This window comes from Flavobacterium bizetiae (genome assembly GCF_024271895.1).
GTDB classification, from domain to species: Bacteria; Bacteroidota; Bacteroidia; order Flavobacteriales; family Flavobacteriaceae; genus Flavobacterium; species Flavobacterium bizetiae.
In genome coordinates this window covers 3,819,261-3,839,159 of sequence record NZ_CP091861.1, presented here as the reverse complement: position 1 = coordinate 3,839,159, position 19,899 = coordinate 3,819,261, and the positions used below count along the sequence as shown (strand labels likewise).

The following is a 19,899-nucleotide window of genomic DNA, read 5'->3' as shown; positions in this document are numbered from 1 at the left end:
CTTTGACAAAGCTTAACAACTTGAAACCTTAAACTTGAAACTTTTCCAAATGCAAGACAGTCTTCCACAAAATAAAAAAATAATTCTCTTTGATGGCGTTTGCAATTTATGCAACGGCGCAGTTCAGTTTATTATTAAACATGACAAAAAAGATACTTTTAGATTTGTAGCCTTGCAATCAGATTTGGGAAAAGAAATTTGTAATTATATAGGTGTCGATCAAACCAAAATTGATAGTATTATTTTATACCATCCCGGCGTTACTTATTATTATAAATCTTCGGCAGTTTTGGAAATTGGAGAAGATTTAGGTGGATTTTATAACCTTGCTTCTATTTTTAAAATTTTCCCAGAAAAACTTCGAAATTATATTTACGATTATATTGCCAAAAACCGTTACAAATGGTACGGCAAAAAAGAAAGCTGTATGATTCCTACTCCGGAGTTGAAGGCGAAGTTTATTTAAATTCCAATATTTGAAATTTCAAATTCCAATTTGACACAATATTGTCATCCCGAGGAACGAGGGATCACACGCGTAACTCCATAAAGATTGGCAATTTGGTTTGAGGAATTCCTAGTGTGATTTCTCTTTCCTCTAAATGACAAACTACACAAAAACATTATTATGAAAATAATTACCCTAGCCCCGATAGAAGAGAAAATCCTTTTGTGGTGGGGTTCACCACAAAAGATTGGAACGGATAGCGGGATTAGCTCCTGAAAAAAAATATTCTTATAATCGATTTAGAAATAATAAATCTTTAAATAAAATAAAAATCCCAAATTCACAATAATTGGAATTTGGGATTTTTAATTTTGAAATTTATCAGATTATTATCTAATCAACTTTCTGTATTTCAAACGTTTTGGAGTTAAATCACCACCAAGACGTTTCTTTTTATTTTCTTCGTAATCAGAGAAACTTCCTTCGAAGAAATATACTTCAGAATCTCCTTCGAAAGCTAAAATGTGCGTACAGATTCTGTCTAAGAACCATCTGTCGTGCGAAATAATTACAGCACAACCTGCAAAATTCTCTAAACCTTCTTCAAGCGCACGAAGTGTATTTACATCTAAATCATTCGTAGGCTCATCTAGTAAAAGTACGTTTCCTTCTTCTTTTAATGTCATCGCTAAGTGCAAACGGTTACGCTCTCCACCAGATAACATCGATACTTTTTTGTTTTGCTCTCCTCCACCAAAGTTGAAACGAGATAAATAAGCTCTTGAGTTTACCTGCTTTCCGCCCATCATAACCAATTCCTGACCGTCGGCAAAATTTTCCCAAATAGATTTATTCGGGTCAATGTTAGAATGTGACTGATCTACATAAGCGATTTTCACTGTTTCACCAACTGAAAATTCTCCGCTATCTGTAGCCTGTTCTCCCATGATCATCTTGAAAATGGTAGATTTACCAGCACCGTTTGGTCCGATAATTCCAACAATACCTGCTTGTGGCAAAGTAAAATTTAAATTATCGTATAATAATTTATCTCCAAAAGCTTTGGCAACATTTTTAGCTTCAATAACATTTGTACCTAAACGTGGACCATTCGGAATGTAGATTTCCAGGTTTTCATCCAATTGTTTTTGGTCTTCGTTTAATAATTTATCGTAATTCTGTAAACGCGCTTTTTGTTTTGTTTGACGCCCTTTTGCTCCCTGACGTACCCACTCCAACTCACGCTCTAAAGTTTTTCTACGTTTTGAGGCAACTTTTTCCTCTTGTGCCATACGACTAGATTTTTGATCTAACCAAGAAGAATAATTTCCTTTCCATGGAATACCTTCTCCTCTATCTAGCTCAAGAATCCAACCAGCCACATTATCAAGGAAATATCTATCGTGCGTTACAGCGATAACAGTTCCTGCGTATTGCGCTAAGTGTTGCTCTAACCAAAGAACTGACTCAGCATCAAGGTGGTTGGTAGGCTCATCCAGAAGCAATACATCTGGCTGTTGCAATAATAAACGACATAATGCTACACGACGACGCTCTCCTCCTGAAAGGTTTTTGATAGGCGTATCACCTTCTGGCGTACGCAAAGCATCCATTGCAATTTCTAATTTAGTATCGATTTCCCAAGCACCAAGAGCATCAATTTTGTCTTGTAAAGCTGCTTGACGATCCATCAATTTATCCATTTTATCTGGATCTGAGTAGTTCTCTTCAAGACCGAATAAATCATTAATTTGATTGTACTCTTCAAGAACAGCCATAGTTTCTGCAGCTCCTTCACGAACAATTTCGATAACAGTTTTAGAGTCATCAAGAATTGGCTCTTGCTCTAAATAACCTACAGTATAACCAGGTTGAAAAACAACATCTCCCTGATAATTTTTATCAACTCCTGCAATAATTTTTAAAAGAGAAGATTTTCCTGATCCGTTAAGTCCTAAAATACCAATTTTAGCACCATAAAAGAAACTCAGGTAAATATTTTTAAGCACCGGTTTGTCTGCTCCCTGATAGGTCTTGCTCAATTTCTGCATTGAGAAAATTACTTTCTTATCGTCTGACATTTTTTATTTTTTATATTTATTAATCTTAAATTTTTATTTTTTTATTGCAATTGATTTTTTGCAACTGATATTGAATAGAATTAAACTCTTCCTTTTAATGCATTAAAAACCCAGGCATTAGCAAAAAAACCAACTCCAACAGCTACAAACCCCCAGCCAGAGACATCTCTGTATCTAAAAGCTCCAAGACCTATAAGTAACAATCCCATAAGTACCATTATAAATGTAGCCCATCCTAAAACGGTATTTTTATTCATTCCCATAATTGTGTAATTATTATTTTAAAAGTAGTATTTTTTTTAGAGATGCAAATATCGTGAATTTTCACGGCTTAATTAAATATTTTATAAAGCATTTCTTTTAATAAATCACCTTGAGGTAAAGCATTGGCTCCTACACCTTTACTTTTAATATCTACATCACGCAATGCTCCTACGATCTGACTCACTTTTCGCATTGGATAATTCTTTATCGCCAGGTCGTATTCTTTTAAGAAATAAGGATTTACACCAATTGCTGTGGCCACATTTTTAGGATTTTTATCTTTAAGTCCGTGGTATTTTAAAAGCTGAATGAAAAATCCGAAAACCAATCCTGTTGTCATTACCAGTGGATATTCTTTAGGATTATGTGCAAAATTCTCAGCGATTTTATAGGCTTTAAGCTGATTACGTTCTCCAATTGCTTTTCGAAGTTCGAAAACATTGTAATCTTTACTAAAACCAATATTTTCTTCGATATGTTGTGGTGTAATTACAGTTCCTTGCGGTAAAATGATCTGTAATTTTTCTAATTCATTGTTGATTTTACTTAAATCTGTACCTAAAAACTCCACCAACATAGCATTTGCTTTTGGATCTATGGTGTATTTTTTTCCAGCAAGAACACGTTTTATCCAGTCACCAACCTGATTTTCGTACAGTTTTTTACTTTCGTAAACGATTCCGTTTTGAGCTAGTAGCTTAGTAACTTTTTTACGTTTATCAAGTGTTTTGTATTTATAACAAAAGACCAGAACCGTAGTTTCCATAGGATTATTTACGTAAGACTCGATTTTATCAATTGTTCTGGACAATTCCTGTGCTTCTTTTACAATAACAACCTGACGATCAGCCATCATAGGATAGCGCTTGGCCGTTGAAACAATCTCATCTACAGAAACATCCCTACCATATAAAACCGTTTGATTGAATCCTTTTTCCTCTTCCGAAAGGATATTCTGCTCAATATACTCAGACAACTTATCAATATAATAAGGCTCTTCGCCCATTAAAAAATAAATAGGCTTTATATTTCCGGCTTTAATATCGTTAACAATTTTTACAACTTCGTCCATTCAATTCTTTGTTTCTAGTTTAAAGTTTCAAGATATACCTGAAACCTGAAACTATTTTATATTTTTGCGCTATGCAGCAATTAAATTTTCCTTCTTATACTTTCCGATTCAAAAATAGCGAAAATAAAGTGTCTATTTTCGATGAAATCAGGAAAAAATTTATCATTCTTACTCCAGAAGAATGGGTGCGTCAGCATGTAGTTCATTATTTAATTGATGAAAAAAAATACCCCAAATCTTTAATCAATGTTGAGAAAGTTTTAACAGTCAACGGATTAAGAAAAAGATACGATGTTGTTGTCTTTAATCCGGATGGTTCTATACATATATTAGTAGAGTGTAAAGCGCCTGGTGTAAAAATTTCTCAAGCAACTTTTGATCAAATTGCCCGTTATAACATGACAATGAAGGCACGGTTTTTGAATGTCACAAACGGTCTGAATCATTTTTATTGTCAAATGGATTTTGAGAACGAAAAATATCAGTTTTTAAGAAGTTTGCCGGATTACAAAGAATAAATAATATTAAATAAAATTACTTTTGGATAAAATTGCAGTTGTCATTTTAAATTGGAACGGCGTAAAATTGTTAGAGCAGTTTTTACCCTCCGTTGTTCAATTTTCGGAAGGCGCCCAAATATATGTCGCTGATAATGCTTCGACAGACGATTCTATAAATTTTATCAAACAAAATTTTCCCTCGGTTAAAATAGTTGTAAACAGTGGTAATCATGGCTTTGCAAAAGGTTATAATGATGCATTGCAACATATCGATGCTGAAATTTACGCTTTAGTAAATTCAGATATCGAGGTAACTGAAAATTGGGTAAACCCTATCATTGAAACTTTCGATAAAGAAAAACAAACCGCTATAATTCAGCCTAAAATTCTTGATTTTAAGAATAAGGAATATTTTGAATATGCTGGTGGTGCCGGAGGTTTTATCGATAAATATGGTTTTCCGTTTTGTCGTGGCCGTATTTTTGATACTATCGAAAAAGACAATGGTCAGTATGATGATAATTGTGAATTATTCTGGGCTTCAGGAGCTTGCTTTTTTATAAGAAGCGAAGTCTATCATGATCTGGGTGGTTTTGATGAAACCTTCTTTGCGCATCAGGAAGAAATTGATTTATGCTGGCGTGCTGCAAATGAAGGACATATTATAAAATATAATTCAGGATCAGTTGTTTATCATGTTGGAGGCGCGACTTTACAACAGGGAAATCCTAAAAAAACCTATTTGAATTTTAGAAATTCATTATTAATGCTTGTTAAAAATCTACCTAAAAAAGGTTTATTTTTCGTGATTTTCTTCAGAATGGTTTTAGATGGTATTGCTGGTATCCGTTTTCTTACACAAGGAAAATTTCAGCATACTTTTGCAATTTTGAAAGCACATTTTTCATTTTATTGCATATCTTTAAGTTATTTGCGAAAGAGAAAAGATTTTCAGATACAGCAATACTATACTGTAAAAAGTATCGTTTTCTTGTATTACATAAAGAAACTGACCGTATTTAAAGAAATCTTTAACAGTAATCAAAATATTAAGAACTAAATTTGTAATCAACGTTTAATTAAATATAATACCTATGAGAAAAATAGTAATTGCACTATCAGTATTAATGGCCTTAACTTCGTGTGTATCGAAAAAGCAATACGCAGCATTAGAAGCTAAGAACAAAGAAACCCAAGATTTATTAAACTCTTGCACCGTAAAACTAAATGCTTGTTTAGAGGAAAAAGCAGGGTTAGCAGCTACAGCAGAAAGCTATAAACAACATAATCAAGATTTAATAAGCACATCTAAAGACTTAACAGTTTTAACAACTAAAGGAGCTGAAAATCTTGAGAAATCTCTAGAAAGTTTAAAAGAGAAAGATTTAAAAATCTCTAGACTTCAGGATGCATTAACTAAAAAAGACAGTGTAACTTTAGCTTTAGTAACAAGCTTAAAAGGTGCTGTTGGAATTAATGATCCGGATATCGAAATCAACGTAGAAAAAGGAGTTGTATTTATTTCTATCGCAGACAAATTATTATTTAAAAGCGGTAGTTATGACGTAACTGATAAAGCTAAAGGTGTTTTAGCTAAAGTTGCAAAAGTAGTAAACGACAAACCAGATTTCGAATGTATGGTTGAAGGTCACACAGATAACGTTCCTTACAAAAGCAACGGAATTTTGTTAGACAACTGGGATTTAAGTGTTAAACGTTCTACATCTATTGTACGTGTATTAACTAATGATCTTGGAGTTAATCCTGCTAAATTAATCGCAGCTGGTAGAAGTTCTTACGTACCATTAGTTGCTAATGATACTCCGGATGACAGAGCTCGTAACAGAAGAACTCGTATCGTGGTTATGCCAAAAATCGATCAATTCTATGATATGATTGAAAAAGAAATGAAAAAACAAGCGAAATAATCCTCGTTTTACATACTTTATTAAACAGAAAAAGCAGGTCAATTGACCTGCTTTTATGTATCCCTAACTTTTTTAATAACCAATTAAATATAAATTAAGAATAGCATTATCTTAAATAACTAACTAAATTTTAACTAATCTAAAGTTAGGTATTTATTTTTAACTTTTATACCATTTAAGTTTTTTTTTACAAATAGCCCACGTGAGCTATTATAGGTGCTATTATTTATTACATTCCGTAATTTAAGGGTAATAAATCACCCACTTTCTTTTCTGCAATCTTACCTAAGAAAAGTATATTATTGATATCAGAATTGTTTCCGTACTTATATATTGAAAAATTATTTGTAAGGAAAACTATTTTTGATGATTCACTATTATTAAACATAACTTTATAAGAAGCTACTATATCGCTTATGTTTTCTTCATTCTTGATTTCCCCTTTTGGCTGCGGAAGAATTTCTACTTTTACAAGATCGTCTTTTTTACTAATTGTAAAACGCGCATTTGGATCAATATTATGAGAATCACTATATAATAAAAATTTATCTGCTCCCCATTCGCGATTTGCCAGATTCCTGAAAAATTGAACTTGCGAACCTTGAAATGCTTTTTCTCTACGTGCTAAATTTTCTGCAGAATTGTTAACTTCCTCAAAACGACTTACTCCCTGATAAAAGTTATTTATTACATCTTTAGAATTAATACTTACTTTATCAAATGCAATTTCAAAACCAACTAATTCATAGTTAATTTTATAACCTAAAGAACTGTTTACGATAACCAAAGGCTTATCAGAAGAAGCAGTAAAGATTAAGTTCTTTTTATCATATTTAAACTGAATATCATCTTCGTTATATATTACAGTTGATTTTGCATTTTTTGTTTGGCCTAAAAAATATTCTCTAAACAACTTTAATTTCTGAGCTCTTGTAAATAATTCTTTTTTATTAATAACAACTTCTTTCAATTGATTTTTAGAAACTGTCAATTTAATGTTCAACGGTTTAGTATTATCTAAACCACTAAGATATTCTCTTTCATACCCCATAAAACTAACAACCAAAACACTATTAGAATTAGGTTCGTATCTTATAGAATAATCGCCGTTTGCATCTGAAACGGTGGCAAATGTAGTTCCGTCAAAATAAACATTTACTCCTTCTAAAGGAATATTATCTTTACCTGTAATTTTACCTTTTAGAATGCCTTGGGAAAATATCGAAATAGAAAAAAATAAGAATAAAAAAAGGTAAAGATTTTTCATAAAAAATAAAAGGTTTGATTAATTATTAGCTAATTAACCAAACCTTTTTTTAATATCCAAGATATTGTATTGAATTATTCTTACAATATATCTATATCTCCTTTTCCTTCTCTAACAACAACCGGTTCGCCTTCTGACAAGTCAATAATTGTCGAACCAACATTATCTCCGTAACCGCCATCAATAACAAGATCGACAAGATTTTGCCATTTTTCGAAAATCAGTTCCGGATCAGTTGTGTATTCAATTACATCATCTTCGTCGCGAATAGAAGTTGATACAATAGGATTACCCAATTGACGAACAATTTCTAACGCAATATTATTATCCGGTACACGGATACCAACAGTTGTTTTCTTTTTGAACTCTTTTGGCAAATTATTATTTCCCGGTAAAATAAATGTATAAGGACCAGGCAACGCTCTTTTTAAAATTTTAAAAGTCGATGTATCAATCTGACGTACATAATCTGATAAATTGCTCAAATCATGACAGATAAACGAGAAATTCGCTTTCTCTAATTTCACACCTTTTATTTTTGCGATTTTTTCTAAAGCACGCGAATTGGTAATATCACAACCTAAACCATAAACAGTATCTGTTGGATAAATTACTAAACCTCCGTTCTGAAGCACTTTTACCACTTTGGCAATTGCGGCTTCACTAGGTTTATCAGGATATATTTTTATGAACTCAGCCATTTTTTTTTGTTTAAAGTTTATTTTGTTTCAGATTTATTGTAATATGACCTAACCGCAAAGCTCGCAAAGATTTACGCAAAGTTTCGCAAAGCTTTGTGTTCCTTGCGTAAATCTTTGCGAGCTTTGCGGTTAAAATTATACTTAAAGTCAAGTAACCTGAAACTTGAAACCTATATTTACCCTACCACATCTAATTTTGCAAATCGAAGCAAAAGTTTTTTAAGACCTCCAACTTCAAATCTTATTTCGGCTTTTTTATCAGCTCCAACGCCTTCCAGATTCACTACTTCTCCTTTTCCGAAACGTTCGTGCATTACAACATTCCCAATCGTTAGTTTATTATCAAACAAATTAGGAGCAGCACTATTAGGGTTTGTTCCTGCAACTGGTTTCAGTTTACGAACATTAAGATCCGGTTTTGGCTGATTATCAGTAACATGTTTTGGCGGTGTTGATGCCACTGGTTTTGCCAAACGCAATTTAGATTTATCAATATCTCCAAAGATATCCCCATCAATAGGTGATTTATAACGATAATTCGTTTCTGCCGGAGTCAGATATTCTAAATATTGTCCGTCGATTTCTTCAATAAAACGCGATGGTTCACTATCTGTTAGTTTCCCCCAACGGTAACGCGATTGTGCGTAAGTTAAATAAGCATGGTGTTCTGCACGAGTTAAAGCTACGTAAAATAAACGACGTTCTTCTTCTAATTCGCTTCTCGTACTCATACTCATGGCACTCGGAAACAAATCTTCCTCCATACCCACTACAAAAACGTGAGGGAACTCCAATCCTTTTGCAAGGTGAATGGTCATTAAAGCCACACGATCTTCATCAGATGTATCTTTATCTAAATCAGTCGCAAGTGCTACGTCTTCCATAAATTCAGACAAAGCTCCTCTTGCGCCATCAATTTCTTTTTGTCCTTCGGTAAAATCTTTTAAACCATTTAAAAGTTCCTCGATATTCTGGATTTTTGCCATACCTTCCGGTGTAGCATCTTTCTTTAATTCCTGAACAAGACCTGTTTTCTTAGCTACATAATCAGTAACATAAAAAGCATCCTGATTTTGATCAATTACCTGAAAACTCTGAATCATAGTAACAAAATCATTGATTTTATTCTTTGTTCCGGTGTTTAATTTCAGGTCAATTTTATCAATATTAACCATTACTTCCCATATCGAGCGTTTGTAATGATTAGCAGCAATAGTTAGTTTTTCAACCGTTGTATCGCCAATTCCACGAGCCGGATAATTAATTACACGAACCAGCGCTTCTTCATCTTTTGGATTAATTACCAAACGTAAATAACACAAAACATCCTTAATCTCCTTACGTTGGTAGAACGATAATCCACCATAAATTCGATACGGAATATCACGTTTTCTCAACGCGTCCTCCATTGCACGCGATTGCGCATTGGTACGGTACAAAATCGCAAATGCACCATTATGCAACTGATTTTGCATCTTTTGCTCAAAAATGGTACTTGCTACAAAACGCCCTTCTTCAGCATCTGTTAAACTACGATGTATTTTAATTTTCGAACCAAAATCATTCGCTGTCCAAACTACTTTGTCCAGTTTCGTTTTATTATGTTCCATCACGGTATTTGCCGCTTCTACAATATTTCTTGTTGAACGGTAATTTTGTTCCAGACGGAACATGATTACACCTTCGTAATCTTTCTGGAAATTCAGAATGTTATTGATATTCGCCCCACGGAAAGCATAAATACTCTGCGCATCATCACCTACCACACAAATATTCTGAAACTTATCTGACAACGCCCTAACAATCAAATACTGAGAGTGGTTCGTATCCTGGTACTCATCAACCATAATATACCTGAAACGGTTTTGATATTTAGCCAAAATCTCAGGAAAACGAGTCAATAACTCATTGGTTTTTAGCAATAAATCATCAAAATCCATTGCGCCCGCTTTAAAACAGCGATCTACATATTGCTGATAAATTTCTCCCAAACGAGGTCTTTTAGCCATTGCATCGGCTTCTACCAATTCAGGATTATTAAAATAGGCTTTTACCGTAATCAAACTATTTTTATAATTAGATATACGTCCTAAAATTTGTTTTGGTTTATAAACATCACGATCCAGCTGCATCTCCTTAATAATAGAAGAAATCAACCTAGCCGAATCCTGAGAGTCATAAATGGTAAAATTAGATGGATATCCCAAATGATCCGATTCTGCACGAAGAATACGGGCAAAGATCGAGTGAAAAGTTCCCATCCAAAGATTTTTCGCCTCAGATGCTCCCACAATATCCGAAATCCTGTGCTTCATTTCACGAGCGGCTTTGTTCGTAAAAGTAAGCGACAAAATATTGAAAGCGTCAATACCCTGCGCCATCAAATAAGCAATTCTAATAGTTAAAACACGGGTTTTTCCAGAACCCGCTCCAGCAATAATAATCATTGGCCCGTCTTTTTTCAGAACGGGTTGTCGTTGTGCCTCATTGAGCTGGTCAATGTACTTTTGCATGAAATTCTTCTCCATATGATGCAAAAATAAGAATTTATCAATGAATAAACTAACACATAGACTCAACTTTAAACCACTTATTATACCTATTAAAAAAGAATTTCCCCTGATTTAATCTCCTATCTTCAATAAAACCTGAATGTGTTAATTTTTTAATAAAATTCTTAAAAAAAACGCCAACAAAAAATAAGATTAATTGGAATAAAAAACTATTTTTGACTAAATTCCTAAAACCAATTTATGAAAAAAAATTACTTATTATTCTTTCTTATTAGTTTTAAATTATTTGCTCAAAATCCAGAGCTTGATCCTACCTTTAATATTAAGGATACAGGAATATACCAACAAAACATCGGTTATGACGCAGTTCTTCTTACTGACAATAAAATACTAAGTGTTTTTGAAACTGGCAATAGATATAATGTAATGCTATTAAATCCTGACGGAAGCCCGGTGAGAACGTTCAATACTACAGATTCTTTTGCAGAATATACCATTAAAATATTTGCCAAATCAGATGGTGCATTTATAACACTTCAGGAAGGTGGCAAAATAAGAGCATTCAATGCAAACGGAACACTTAATTCAGTTTTTCCTACCACTATTTTTAAAAATTATGCTTCTACCCCTGTACAGATAAAAAACGTAATTTATCAGGATGACGGAAAACTCATTGTTAATGGTGTATTCGATATGACAAATGATGTTTTCACGGGAGGTATGATACGTTTAAATCCAGACGGAAGCATCGATTCAACTTATAAATTGCAATCAGGAGGTAATAAATTCATTTTATTAAGTGATGGAAGATCATTTGCCACTAGCCGAACTAATATATCCCGCTATCTTGCCAATGGAAAAAATGATCCGACATTTAAAATAAACACCACAATAGATCCGGTGCAAAAATATGTCACCAATGGTTTTGAAACAGAAAATAATAGCATAATTAATGATATAGCAGTACAACCTGACGGAAAAGTAATCGCCGTTGGATGCAATTTTAAAGAGAATGGTAAAACTTTTTCTTATCAAATAATACGTTTGAATGCTGATGGCACAAGAGACACATCTTTTAAAAAATTTGACAGTCAGACTCCTAATCTAAAGAAAGTGTATCTGCAAAGTGACAATAAAATTATCCTTCTTGCAGAAAGTGGTCCCGAATTAATTCGTTTAAATCCTGACGGAACAACAGATAATAGTTTTAAGTATTCAAACCTGGCTACTTTATCCTTTTCAGATGGAAAATTGTTTTTTCAGGGAGATAAGATAATTGTATCTGGTAACTATAGAAATAGCGAAGGAATAACAAGATCCAGAATTCATAGAATAAATACAGACGGAAGCTTTGATATAACATTTAATCCGCACTCAGGCCCGAACCTGTTATTTGACGATCAAAACAGTAAGAACTCCTATCCATTTACTGCAAAAACACTATTGGACCAAAAAATTTTATTAGCTGGAGATTTTTCTAGTTATAATGATAAACCAGCCCGAAATATATGCCGAATTACTCAAAACGGAGAATTTGACCCAACTTTTATTTTAGATCCCGCAGTAAAAATAAATGCTGAAATCACACAAAATGATTACGTAATTATTCCGCAAAATGATGGCAAAATAATCTTACTCCACAACGGCGGTATTACAGCAAATGACAAATCCACTAGTATCATTAGATTAAATAGCAACGGAAGTATTGATAATAGTTTCAATTTCAATTCTTACGATAATACTTTTGATAATATCGGAACGGCTGTTATAAAAGATATAAAAATTTTAAATAATGGAAAATTTTTACTTGTAGGAGAAAGCGGTTTTTTCACAAAAAAGATAGGAAATTATTACTCATACAATGTTATTCAGCTTAATTCCGATGGTTCTGTAGACACCAATTACAAAGCTAGTTTTTTTCATAAGCCAATAAAAATCTCCACTTTATCAAATAATAAAGTCTTAATTACTTTTTTACAGAATACTTATGACTACACTTATTTTCCTGTTTTAAAATTAAACGAGAACGGAACTACAGATTCCTCTTTTAAATCAGGTAATTTGCTTCTGCACAGAATAAAAGAACTAAATGATGGTAAAATATTAGCGATAAACAACAACCTTTTATTAACCAGATTAAATTCTGACGGGTCTCCAGATGCTTCATTTACAACTTATTCATTTGCTAAAGGAAATTTTAATAACTTTAATTACTATGAAAATGGACAGATTAATTTGTTTTTATCCTCAAATTCAACAGCATCAACATCAAAACTGACTTTTAGCTCAGAAGGAACACTTCTAAACACGGTAAATTACAATACCACCAACGACTTTGAAATTCAAAATTGCGAAGACCTGTTGTTTTATGGATATATAACTAAAATTGCTGATGTAAACAGAAATGGCATTGTTCGTTTTAAAACATCAAATACAACTTCAAATCCAAATCCTTCCGGCGAAATATTTCAGCCCTTTACAAACGGACAAACTTTGGCTGATCTTAAAATTGAAGGAACTAATATAAATTGGTACGCCGCTCAGAGTCCTTGTGGTATAAATAATACCATTACAAAAAAAGGAAGCGATGCTTCTGAAACTTTACTTCCTTTATCTACCCTACTGGTAAACGGAACGACCTATTATGCGTCACAAACTATCAATGGTACAGAAAGCAGCTACAGACTACCTATTACCGTTTATTCTACAACACTGAGCACTAACAAATATGATTTACCAAACTTAATAACACACCCAAATCCCGTTAAGGACTTTTATAATATCTCAAATAACGAAGAAATAAACAAAGTAGAAATTTACAACTTATTAGGACAGCTTTTATTGAGTAATACTTATAATAGCAACAATGTAAAAATTGATTTTACTGCTTTAAACTCAGGATTGTATTTTGTAAAAATTCACACCGAAGATAAAGTTGCAATCATAAAAACCATTAAAAATTAATTAACTATCTATAATTTGAAGCAGAACAATAGGCTTTTCATGAAAGATAGTTCCCGCTTTCGGCTATATCTCTCCGTTTCACTGCGAGGATACCGCCTCTATCGGGGCTAGATTAGAAGAATTGGCTTTTTTAGAAACATTTTGAACCATGTAAGGAATATCATTTAATTCTTATTTACAAACGCTAATAATCTTATATGATTTAAAAAAAATCTTATTGAAGATACGCTTATAATTTCTTAAATAACTTATATGGTTCAAAAAAAAACTATTTGTAGAATACGTCGTAAGCAAACCGAATCAACGTTCCTACAACGACAATCAAAAAGAAAATTCGAATAAAACCATTTCCTTTATTAATTGCCAGTTTTGCGCCCAGCCATCCGCCAAGTCCGTTGCTAATCGCCATAGGAATTGCAATTGACCAAATGATTTTTCCTTTGATCATAAACAAACAAATCGAACCAAAATTAGTAGCCAGATTGACCATTTTAGCATTTGCAGAAGCGTGCAAAAAGTCAAAACCTAAAAGAGCTATAAAAGCAACCACAAAAAAACTTCCCGTTCCCGGACCAATAAATCCGTCGTAAAAACCAACAATTATACTTATAACTACGGCGTAAATTACCTGTGTTGTAGCCGAGTGATCTTTTGCTTCATGCTGCCCAAAATTCTTTTTTGCATAAGTGTATATGAACAATAAAGACAAAACCACAAGCAAAAGCGGCTTCATAAAATCATTGCTTACCATCGTTAATAATGTCGATCCCAGAAAAGCTGACGGAACCGCCAGACACATCATAATCAAAAGCAATCGCCACTGAATCACGACTTTTTTCATGTATTGAAAAGCAGCAAAAGCAGTTCCACTAAAAGCCGGAATTTTCAAAGTTCCTATAACTGTAGAAACCGGTAAATTGGGCAATAAAATCAATCCCATTGGGGTTTGAATCAATCCTCCTCCTCCAACAATTGCATCAATAAATCCGGCAGCAAAAGCCGCTAAACAAAGAAAAAATATAATATATAAATCCATTAATATTGTATTTCAGGAGGTTTTAAAACAAGTATACAAAAGTAGACTTCCATTTTATTTATTACAATAAAAATTAAATCGGATTTCTCCTCAAAAAGTATATTTTTGTTGAAAATTTGAACCAAATGGATTATACAAGAATTATAGAATTAGCCAGTTATACTTTACCAGCCATTGTTACCGGATTTGTGGCTTATAGCTTTTTTGAATTGCACATCAAAAACAACGATAAAAAACGTAACTTTTTATTAAACAGAGAATATCAAAAACAATCGTTGCCAATACGTTTGCAAGCATACGAGCGCATGACTTTATTTTTGGAACGTATTAATCTGACTAAATTACTAATACGAATTACTCCTGTTTCTAACGACAAACATGATTACGAAAACTACGTAATCGACCAGATCGAACAAGAATTTGAACATAATTTAACGCAGCAAATTTATATGTCTGACGAATGTTGGACAATTATTACAACTGCTAAAAATTCAACCATACAAATTATCCGAAAAGCTGCTATGAGCGATCGCGTTGACAGCGCTGATAAATTACGTGAAGTAATCCTGAATGATTTATTAGAGAAACAATCGCCAAGTAATGCTGCTTTAGGATACATCAAAAACGAAGTATCTGAATTGTGGTAACATTCTAATTGCAGAGTTCTGATTTTAGATTTTAGATTATCATTTGCTAATCTAGAATCTAAAATCAAGTTCTTCATTTACCTTTTTTATTGCCACCATTTCTGTTTTGGCTTAACATTCCATCCATTTTTTAGATATTTTTCAGCAACACTAAGTTCGCCTGCTCCAATATCAAAATTGCAATTTACACTCGGAACTCTGTAATCTCCCCAATTGCATATTTTTTCTTTTTCGGAATTGTTCGATTTCCATTTGCCTGTAAACGCGTTATTAAAGTAACTATCCTTATGGCTTTCGATATTATTGTACTTTATAAAATCATTTTTGTCAATATAAAATATGGTTTGCAAGGTACCTTGAAATTCTCCTGCATCTTTTTGATTCTTATCTTCAGTAAACTTATAATTGGCGATCAGTAATCCCTGGCTTTTTATACCTGCATTTTTATATTCATCATCAATACCAAACTTCGGTTTTTTAAGTTCCTGAACTTTTACGATTGTTATAGTACCAGTAAAATCGCAAACATTAGATTTTACGCTTGATTTACCCCGAACAACATATTCAGTTTTATTTTTTTCGTTTCTTTTAATCGAAATAAACTTTATCAATATTCGTTGGTAATTATCACCAATTACGCCATAAACATCATTATTAGTATTCCATACATTCGAAAAATCGTAACGGCTGTATGTATCCAATTCATTCTTCTGAAATACTTCTGATTGATCCCAGATAAAAGTCCTGCATAAATTTTCCTGACTAAATGCAGTTAAGGTAAAAAAGAATAAAAGGATTAGAATTATATTTTTCAAAATCAATTTATAAAATTATTAAAACCTGCTTTCTAAATAATTTAGATTATTATCAACCAAAGCTTTTAATAATTCGATTGTTGTCTCTTTGCTTTGATCAAGCAAGTCAGAGGTATAATTATTATTTAATTTTTCGCTAAAACCAAACCAGGTTTTTTGAACTTTTGGCCTTTTAAAAAAGATGTAAAATTCATATTGATCCGGAGTTCCAATAGCAGAAATCGCTAAAGCATTTTTATTGCTTAAATTCTCAAATTCAATCGAAGGAGAGTAATAAACATTTTTTGCATTCTCCATTTTTTCTAAATGCAACTTCCACGGAAAACGCTCAAATATTTGCACTATTTCCGAAGAATCAACCCTTCCCTTTTCAATAATTTCAGGATTTACAGGCTCGCAAATACTATATCTAAAATTGCTCATTTTCTATTCTTTATATTCTCTTAGTTTAATTTTTAGGTTATTTCAATCTAAAATCTAAATTCTAAAATTAGCGATTATCACTCATCACTTCAGACTTATTCTGAGCATATTCATAACCTTGCTCCCACCATTCCTTCATTACTTCTTTATTAAAAATCAAAGCATTATCTGTTAGTTTTGTGGGTGTGTAATATAAGTTAAGTTTTACATTTTTATTGTTTGCCATTAGTTTTCCTATAGCAATATCATGTTTTTCAACCTGATCTAATGCAATTCGAAACAAATCGATCATTAACGAAAACGGATTTTTACCAATAACAGTTTTATTCATATTGACTTCGGTTTCCAGAATAATTACATCAATTTCGGTGGCTCCGCGATTAATCGCTTCACGAATAGGAACCAAACTCGAAAATCCTCCGTCGCCATATTCGAAGTTATCTTTCTCGACCAAACTCATAAACGGAACATAATTACTTGAAATCCAAGACCAATCGCAAAACTCTTCGTAAGTACAATCTTTTATCGATTTATATTCTGATTCGTTTTTAGTAAAATTGGTAACAGTAATTACAACATCGTTTTTTAATTTCTTTAGTTTATTAAAATCCGATAAAGAGAAGTTGTTTCTAATGTATTTCTTTAATCCTTTACTTTCTCCAAAGGTTCTTTTTCCTTTAAAAAACTGACGTAGTACATTGAAGTGATTTATCGTTACGATATCGACTCCGTCTTTTGTTTTAACTACAAACGGACAAATATTAAAAATACTTGCCATAGTAACATTGGTATAAACAGAATGAATTTTTTTGATGTGGCCTAACGCCAAATGCGGAATAAGTAAGCTACCTGTAGAAGTTCCTATAAAAAGATCATATTCGTGATTTTTCTCTTCTATTAAATATTGCGCTACACCACCGGCAAACGCGCCTTTACTTCCTCCACCAGAAATAACCAATGCTCTCATAAATATTATTGTAGGTTTTGTTTTTGGATACTTTTTTGAGAAAATAGAGGAAGGAATAAAGAGTAAAGACTTCCTGTTTTTGCTTCAAACCTTACTCTTGCGTCTCTTCTCTTGCTTCTATATTCTATTCTCTTTATTCTATTCTCTATAATCTACTCTTTCAACAAACGATTCAATTGAAATTGTTCTTCGGGGTTCAAATTAGGCAAAATTCTTTCAAACGAAGCACGCATTTCTGAATTTTTTAATAAAACGCGTATCGTATCTCTTCCGTACTTTGAAAATTGCCACATATGATGCGTCGTCGCACTAACTAAATTACTCAAAACCTGATCGTTAATTATTTTAAAAGCGATCAGTTTTTCGAGTGCATTTTGTCTCGTGGTAGCTTCGTATTTTGTAGACGAAAATGAAATTAATTCATTGACTAAAGCTTCTGAGTTTTCGCTATAATTAGGAGTTGATAATGCCAATGAAAGCCACAAAGTGCGAAGGTTAAAATCATTAAAACCAACCCAGTCTTTAGATTTATTTAAATATGCTATTCGATGCTCAGGAAAATTTCTCCATAAATAAAACAAGGCTATTTCCTGTGTTTGATATGATTTATCGTTCAGTAAATTTTCATAATTTGTTCTGAAATCTTCCGGAATTTTAGACAATGAAGTCGCAACAGCCTGACGAACCTGTACATTATTGGTTTGTAACGCTATTAGCAAAAGTTCTTTTTTTGCCTCGTATTTTTCAGGTTCAATCTGACTCACAATTGCTTCTTTTACCGTTTCGTAAACATTAGATTCTAATGTGTTTTTTAAAAACTCTATTTTCTCCGGCAATGGTGTCTTCTTTAGTTTATCTACTTCTAAACGAGTTTGAATCGCTTTGTTTTTACTCAATAAAGCATTTGCTGCAGGTGTATCAAAAACAGTAGATTCTAACCAGGTTTTTTGAAATTGATCAAGATCAAAATCAGATACTTTTTTTATTTCGTCAAAGAAATTTTGGGTATTTACAGTTTGATACGCGTACTTTTTCAAGTAACTTTTTATGGCTTTTTTGAATGCTTTATCCCCAATAGATTCGTGCAAAACGAATAAAGCCCAGGCTCCTTTTTCGTAAAAAGTAAGTGAACTTGCTTTGGCATTCAGAACCGGAATCGAATCGTTTCTAGAAGCGAATTTGATTTGTTGGGCCGTTTCGTATAATTTTGAATAGAAAAAATCTTCTCCATAAATCTCTTTTTCAGCCAACGCTGCATAATATGTTGCGAAACCTTCCTGAAGCCAATGATGTTTGCTGCTTTCAGCTGTAATTAAATCTCCAAACCAGTGATGCGCCAATTCATGAGCGTCAACATTTGTATAGTTTCTATCTGTAAAACCTATTGAATCTACAACATAACGGGTTGCAAAAAGTGTTGTCGTGGTGTTTTCCATTCCTGCGTATAAGAAATCACGAACCGGAATTTCTCTATAAATTCCCCACGGATATTTAACGCCTATTTCTTTTTCTAAAAAATCAAAAATACGTTTTGAGTATCTGTAAGTAGGTTCAAAGCGATTTGCATCTTTATTTTCGAGATAATATTCTAGCGGAATTTTAGATTTTGCCTTAAATTCTTTTTTGTCATATTTTCCAATGGCAAGCATCAACAAGTACGAACTCATAGGATTTTGCATTTGGTATTGCCAATGCGTTGAATTTCCTTCTGATTTTTTTTCTTTTAAAATTCCGTTTGAAACAACCTGATAATCATTTTCGTAGGTAATTCCTAAACTAAAAATAACTTTTTCGTTTACATCGTCGAAACTCGGGAACCAATTACTGGTATATCTTCCCTGACCTTGTGTCCAGATTTGAGTTTCTGAATTATCAATATTTACAAAATATAGAGCCTGTTTTGGTTTAACCGAATATTCAAAAGTTAGACGATTTTCACCTTTTTCAAAATGATTCACAATTTGTAATTCCTTGTCTGTGTTGATATAAAGAACATCTTTATTATCAATCTGAACATGAGAAAATTCCATGTTTTTCGCATCGATTTTAATGGTATCAATCGGTTTTAGAACATCAAAACGATAATCGACAATTCCTGAAACTGATTTTTCGACGGCATTTAATTTCAATTGTCCTGAAACCGATTTAAAATCGACAAATTGGGTTTGTTGTGCAAAAACGAAACTGGTGATAAAAAGAAAGATGTATTTCATTGAAATAAATTTGAAGGCGAAAATCCAAAGTTACAAAGGTTTCATCAACAAATCGAATGA

At 32.7% G+C, this 19,899-nt stretch carries 17 protein-coding genes; 6 read left to right on the top strand and 11 right to left on the bottom strand.

Annotated features, from left to right (window positions below; translation table 11 throughout):
• Nucleotides 1-49: 49 nt before the first annotated feature.
• The gene (locus L0669_RS16290; protein WP_263758834.1) at nucleotides 50-466 is read left to right on the top strand and encodes a thiol-disulfide oxidoreductase DCC family protein; all 417 of its coding nucleotides are present in this window, start codon (nucleotides 50-52) and stop codon (nucleotides 464-466) included.
• Nucleotides 467-837: 371 nt separating this feature from the next.
• On the opposite strand, the gene ettA is transcribed toward L0669_RS16290, so the two are convergent.
• From ettA to holA, 3 genes are all read right to left on the bottom strand, one after another.
• Nucleotides 838-2,529 carry an energy-dependent translational throttle protein EttA gene (gene ettA, locus L0669_RS16285; RefSeq protein ID WP_173973041.1) on the bottom strand — a complete coding sequence of 564 codons (1,692 nt, stop codon included), beginning with the start codon at nucleotides 2,527-2,529 and terminating at the stop codon, nucleotides 838-840.
• Nucleotides 2,530-2,609: 80 nt separating this feature from the next.
• Nucleotides 2,610-2,792: a CAL67264 family membrane protein gene (locus L0669_RS16280; RefSeq protein WP_035680915.1), complete on the bottom strand. Its 183-nt coding sequence runs from the start codon at nucleotides 2,790-2,792 to the stop codon at nucleotides 2,610-2,612.
• A gap of 68 nt (nucleotides 2,793-2,860) precedes the next feature.
• Entirely contained in the window at nucleotides 2,861-3,865 is a 1,005-nt protein-coding gene (gene holA, locus L0669_RS16275; protein ID WP_173973039.1) for a DNA polymerase III subunit delta, read from the bottom strand.
• Between the two features lie 71 nt (nucleotides 3,866-3,936).
• On the opposite strand from holA, the gene L0669_RS16270 reads away from it, so the two are divergent.
• From L0669_RS16270 to L0669_RS16260, 3 genes are read left to right on the top strand one after another with little or no spacing between them, the layout of a single operon-like run.
• A complete protein-coding gene (locus L0669_RS16270) occupies nucleotides 3,937-4,383 on the top strand; it encodes a type I restriction enzyme HsdR N-terminal domain-containing protein (protein ID WP_173973038.1) in 447 nt (148 codons plus the stop codon).
• Between the two features lie 22 nt (nucleotides 4,384-4,405).
• Nucleotides 4,406-5,425, top strand: coding sequence for a glycosyltransferase family 2 protein (locus L0669_RS16265; protein WP_263758831.1), 1,020 nt, complete (start codon nucleotides 4,406-4,408; stop codon nucleotides 5,423-5,425).
• A gap of 34 nt (nucleotides 5,426-5,459) precedes the next feature.
• Nucleotides 5,460-6,293 carry an OmpA/MotB family protein gene (locus L0669_RS16260; RefSeq protein WP_173973036.1) on the top strand — a complete coding sequence of 278 codons (834 nt, stop codon included), beginning with the start codon at nucleotides 5,460-5,462 and terminating at the stop codon, nucleotides 6,291-6,293.
• Between the two features lie 229 nt (nucleotides 6,294-6,522).
• Here the strand turns inward: L0669_RS16260 and L0669_RS16255 are convergent, their stop codons facing one another.
• The 3 genes from L0669_RS16255 to L0669_RS16245 form a co-directional block, all read right to left on the bottom strand.
• Nucleotides 6,523-7,560 carry a carboxypeptidase-like regulatory domain-containing protein gene (locus L0669_RS16255; protein ID WP_263758830.1) on the bottom strand — a complete coding sequence of 346 codons (1,038 nt, stop codon included), beginning with the start codon at nucleotides 7,558-7,560 and terminating at the stop codon, nucleotides 6,523-6,525.
• Nucleotides 7,561-7,640: 80 nt separating this feature from the next.
• Complete coding sequence (locus L0669_RS16250) at nucleotides 7,641-8,261, bottom strand: L-threonylcarbamoyladenylate synthase (RefSeq protein ID WP_194614678.1); 621 nt, start codon at nucleotides 8,259-8,261, stop codon at nucleotides 7,641-7,643.
• A 176-nt stretch (nucleotides 8,262-8,437) separates the two neighbouring features.
• On the bottom strand, nucleotides 8,438-10,774 hold the full coding sequence (locus L0669_RS16245) for an ATP-dependent helicase (protein WP_263763956.1): 2,337 nt from the start codon (nucleotides 10,772-10,774) through the stop codon (nucleotides 8,438-8,440).
• A gap of 240 nt (nucleotides 10,775-11,014) precedes the next feature.
• Between L0669_RS16245 and L0669_RS16240 the strand changes: the two genes are divergently transcribed.
• Nucleotides 11,015-13,738, top strand: coding sequence for a T9SS type A sorting domain-containing protein (locus L0669_RS16240; protein WP_263758829.1), 2,724 nt, complete (start codon nucleotides 11,015-11,017; stop codon nucleotides 13,736-13,738).
• Nucleotides 13,739-14,006: 268 nt separating this feature from the next.
• Here the strand turns inward: L0669_RS16240 and L0669_RS16235 are convergent, their stop codons facing one another.
• Nucleotides 14,007-14,774 carry a sulfite exporter TauE/SafE family protein gene (locus tag L0669_RS16235; protein ID WP_263758827.1) on the bottom strand — a complete coding sequence of 256 codons (768 nt, stop codon included), beginning with the start codon at nucleotides 14,772-14,774 and terminating at the stop codon, nucleotides 14,007-14,009.
• A 125-nt stretch (nucleotides 14,775-14,899) separates the two neighbouring features.
• On the opposite strand from L0669_RS16235, the gene L0669_RS16230 reads away from it, so the two are divergent.
• A complete protein-coding gene (locus L0669_RS16230) occupies nucleotides 14,900-15,421 on the top strand; it encodes a DUF7935 family protein (RefSeq protein ID WP_263758826.1) in 522 nt (173 codons plus the stop codon).
• Nucleotides 15,422-15,507: 86 nt separating this feature from the next.
• Here the strand turns inward: L0669_RS16230 and L0669_RS16225 are convergent, their stop codons facing one another.
• From L0669_RS16225 to L0669_RS16210, 4 genes are all read right to left on the bottom strand, one after another.
• Nucleotides 15,508-16,236: a hypothetical protein gene (locus L0669_RS16225; protein WP_263758825.1), complete on the bottom strand. Its 729-nt coding sequence runs from the start codon at nucleotides 16,234-16,236 to the stop codon at nucleotides 15,508-15,510.
• Between the two features lie 18 nt (nucleotides 16,237-16,254).
• A complete protein-coding gene (locus L0669_RS16220; protein ID WP_263758824.1) occupies nucleotides 16,255-16,659 on the bottom strand; it encodes a hypothetical protein in 405 nt (134 codons plus the stop codon).
• Between the two features lie 67 nt (nucleotides 16,660-16,726).
• A complete protein-coding gene (locus tag L0669_RS16215) occupies nucleotides 16,727-17,626 on the bottom strand; it encodes a patatin-like phospholipase family protein (protein WP_173971106.1) in 900 nt (299 codons plus the stop codon).
• A 152-nt stretch (nucleotides 17,627-17,778) separates the two neighbouring features.
• Nucleotides 17,779-19,839: a M1 family metallopeptidase gene (locus L0669_RS16210; protein ID WP_263758823.1), complete on the bottom strand. Its 2,061-nt coding sequence runs from the start codon at nucleotides 19,837-19,839 to the stop codon at nucleotides 17,779-17,781.
• Between the last annotated feature and the right edge of the window lie 60 nt (nucleotides 19,840-19,899).

Excerpts from the sequence above, each read along its gene's own strand:
- L0669_RS16290 (WP_263758834.1), top strand. The coding sequence starts at position 50 with ATGCAAGACAGTCTTCCACAAAATAAAAAAATAATTCTCTTTGATGGC.
- ettA (WP_173973041.1), bottom strand. The coding sequence starts at position 2,529 with ATGTCAGACGATAAGAAAGTAATTTTCTCAATGCAGAAATTGAGCAAG.
- L0669_RS16280 (WP_035680915.1), bottom strand. The coding sequence starts at position 2,792 with ATGGGAATGAATAAAAATACCGTTTTAGGATGGGCTACATTTATAATG.
- holA (WP_173973039.1), bottom strand. The coding sequence starts at position 3,865 with ATGGACGAAGTTGTAAAAATTGTTAACGATATTAAAGCCGGAAATATA.
- L0669_RS16270 (WP_173973038.1), top strand. The coding sequence starts at position 3,937 with ATGCAGCAATTAAATTTTCCTTCTTATACTTTCCGATTCAAAAATAGC.
- L0669_RS16260 (WP_173973036.1), top strand. The coding sequence starts at position 5,460 with ATGAGAAAAATAGTAATTGCACTATCAGTATTAATGGCCTTAACTTCG.
- L0669_RS16255 (WP_263758830.1), bottom strand. The coding sequence starts at position 7,560 with ATGAAAAATCTTTACCTTTTTTTATTCTTATTTTTTTCTATTTCGATA.
- L0669_RS16250 (WP_194614678.1), bottom strand. The coding sequence starts at position 8,261 with ATGGCTGAGTTCATAAAAATATATCCTGATAAACCTAGTGAAGCCGCA.
- L0669_RS16245 (WP_263763956.1), bottom strand. The coding sequence starts at position 10,774 with ATGCAAAAGTACATTGACCAGCTCAATGAGGCACAACGACAACCCGTT.
- L0669_RS16240 (WP_263758829.1), top strand. The coding sequence starts at position 11,015 with ATGAAAAAAAATTACTTATTATTCTTTCTTATTAGTTTTAAATTATTT.
- L0669_RS16235 (WP_263758827.1), bottom strand. The coding sequence starts at position 14,774 with ATGGATTTATATATTATATTTTTTCTTTGTTTAGCGGCTTTTGCTGCC.
- L0669_RS16230 (WP_263758826.1), top strand. The coding sequence starts at position 14,900 with ATGGATTATACAAGAATTATAGAATTAGCCAGTTATACTTTACCAGCC.
- L0669_RS16220 (WP_263758824.1), bottom strand. The coding sequence starts at position 16,659 with ATGAGCAATTTTAGATATAGTATTTGCGAGCCTGTAAATCCTGAAATT.
- L0669_RS16215 (WP_173971106.1), bottom strand. The coding sequence starts at position 17,626 with ATGAGAGCATTGGTTATTTCTGGTGGAGGAAGTAAAGGCGCGTTTGCC.
- L0669_RS16210 (WP_263758823.1), bottom strand. The coding sequence starts at position 19,839 with ATGAAATACATCTTTCTTTTTATCACCAGTTTCGTTTTTGCACAACAA.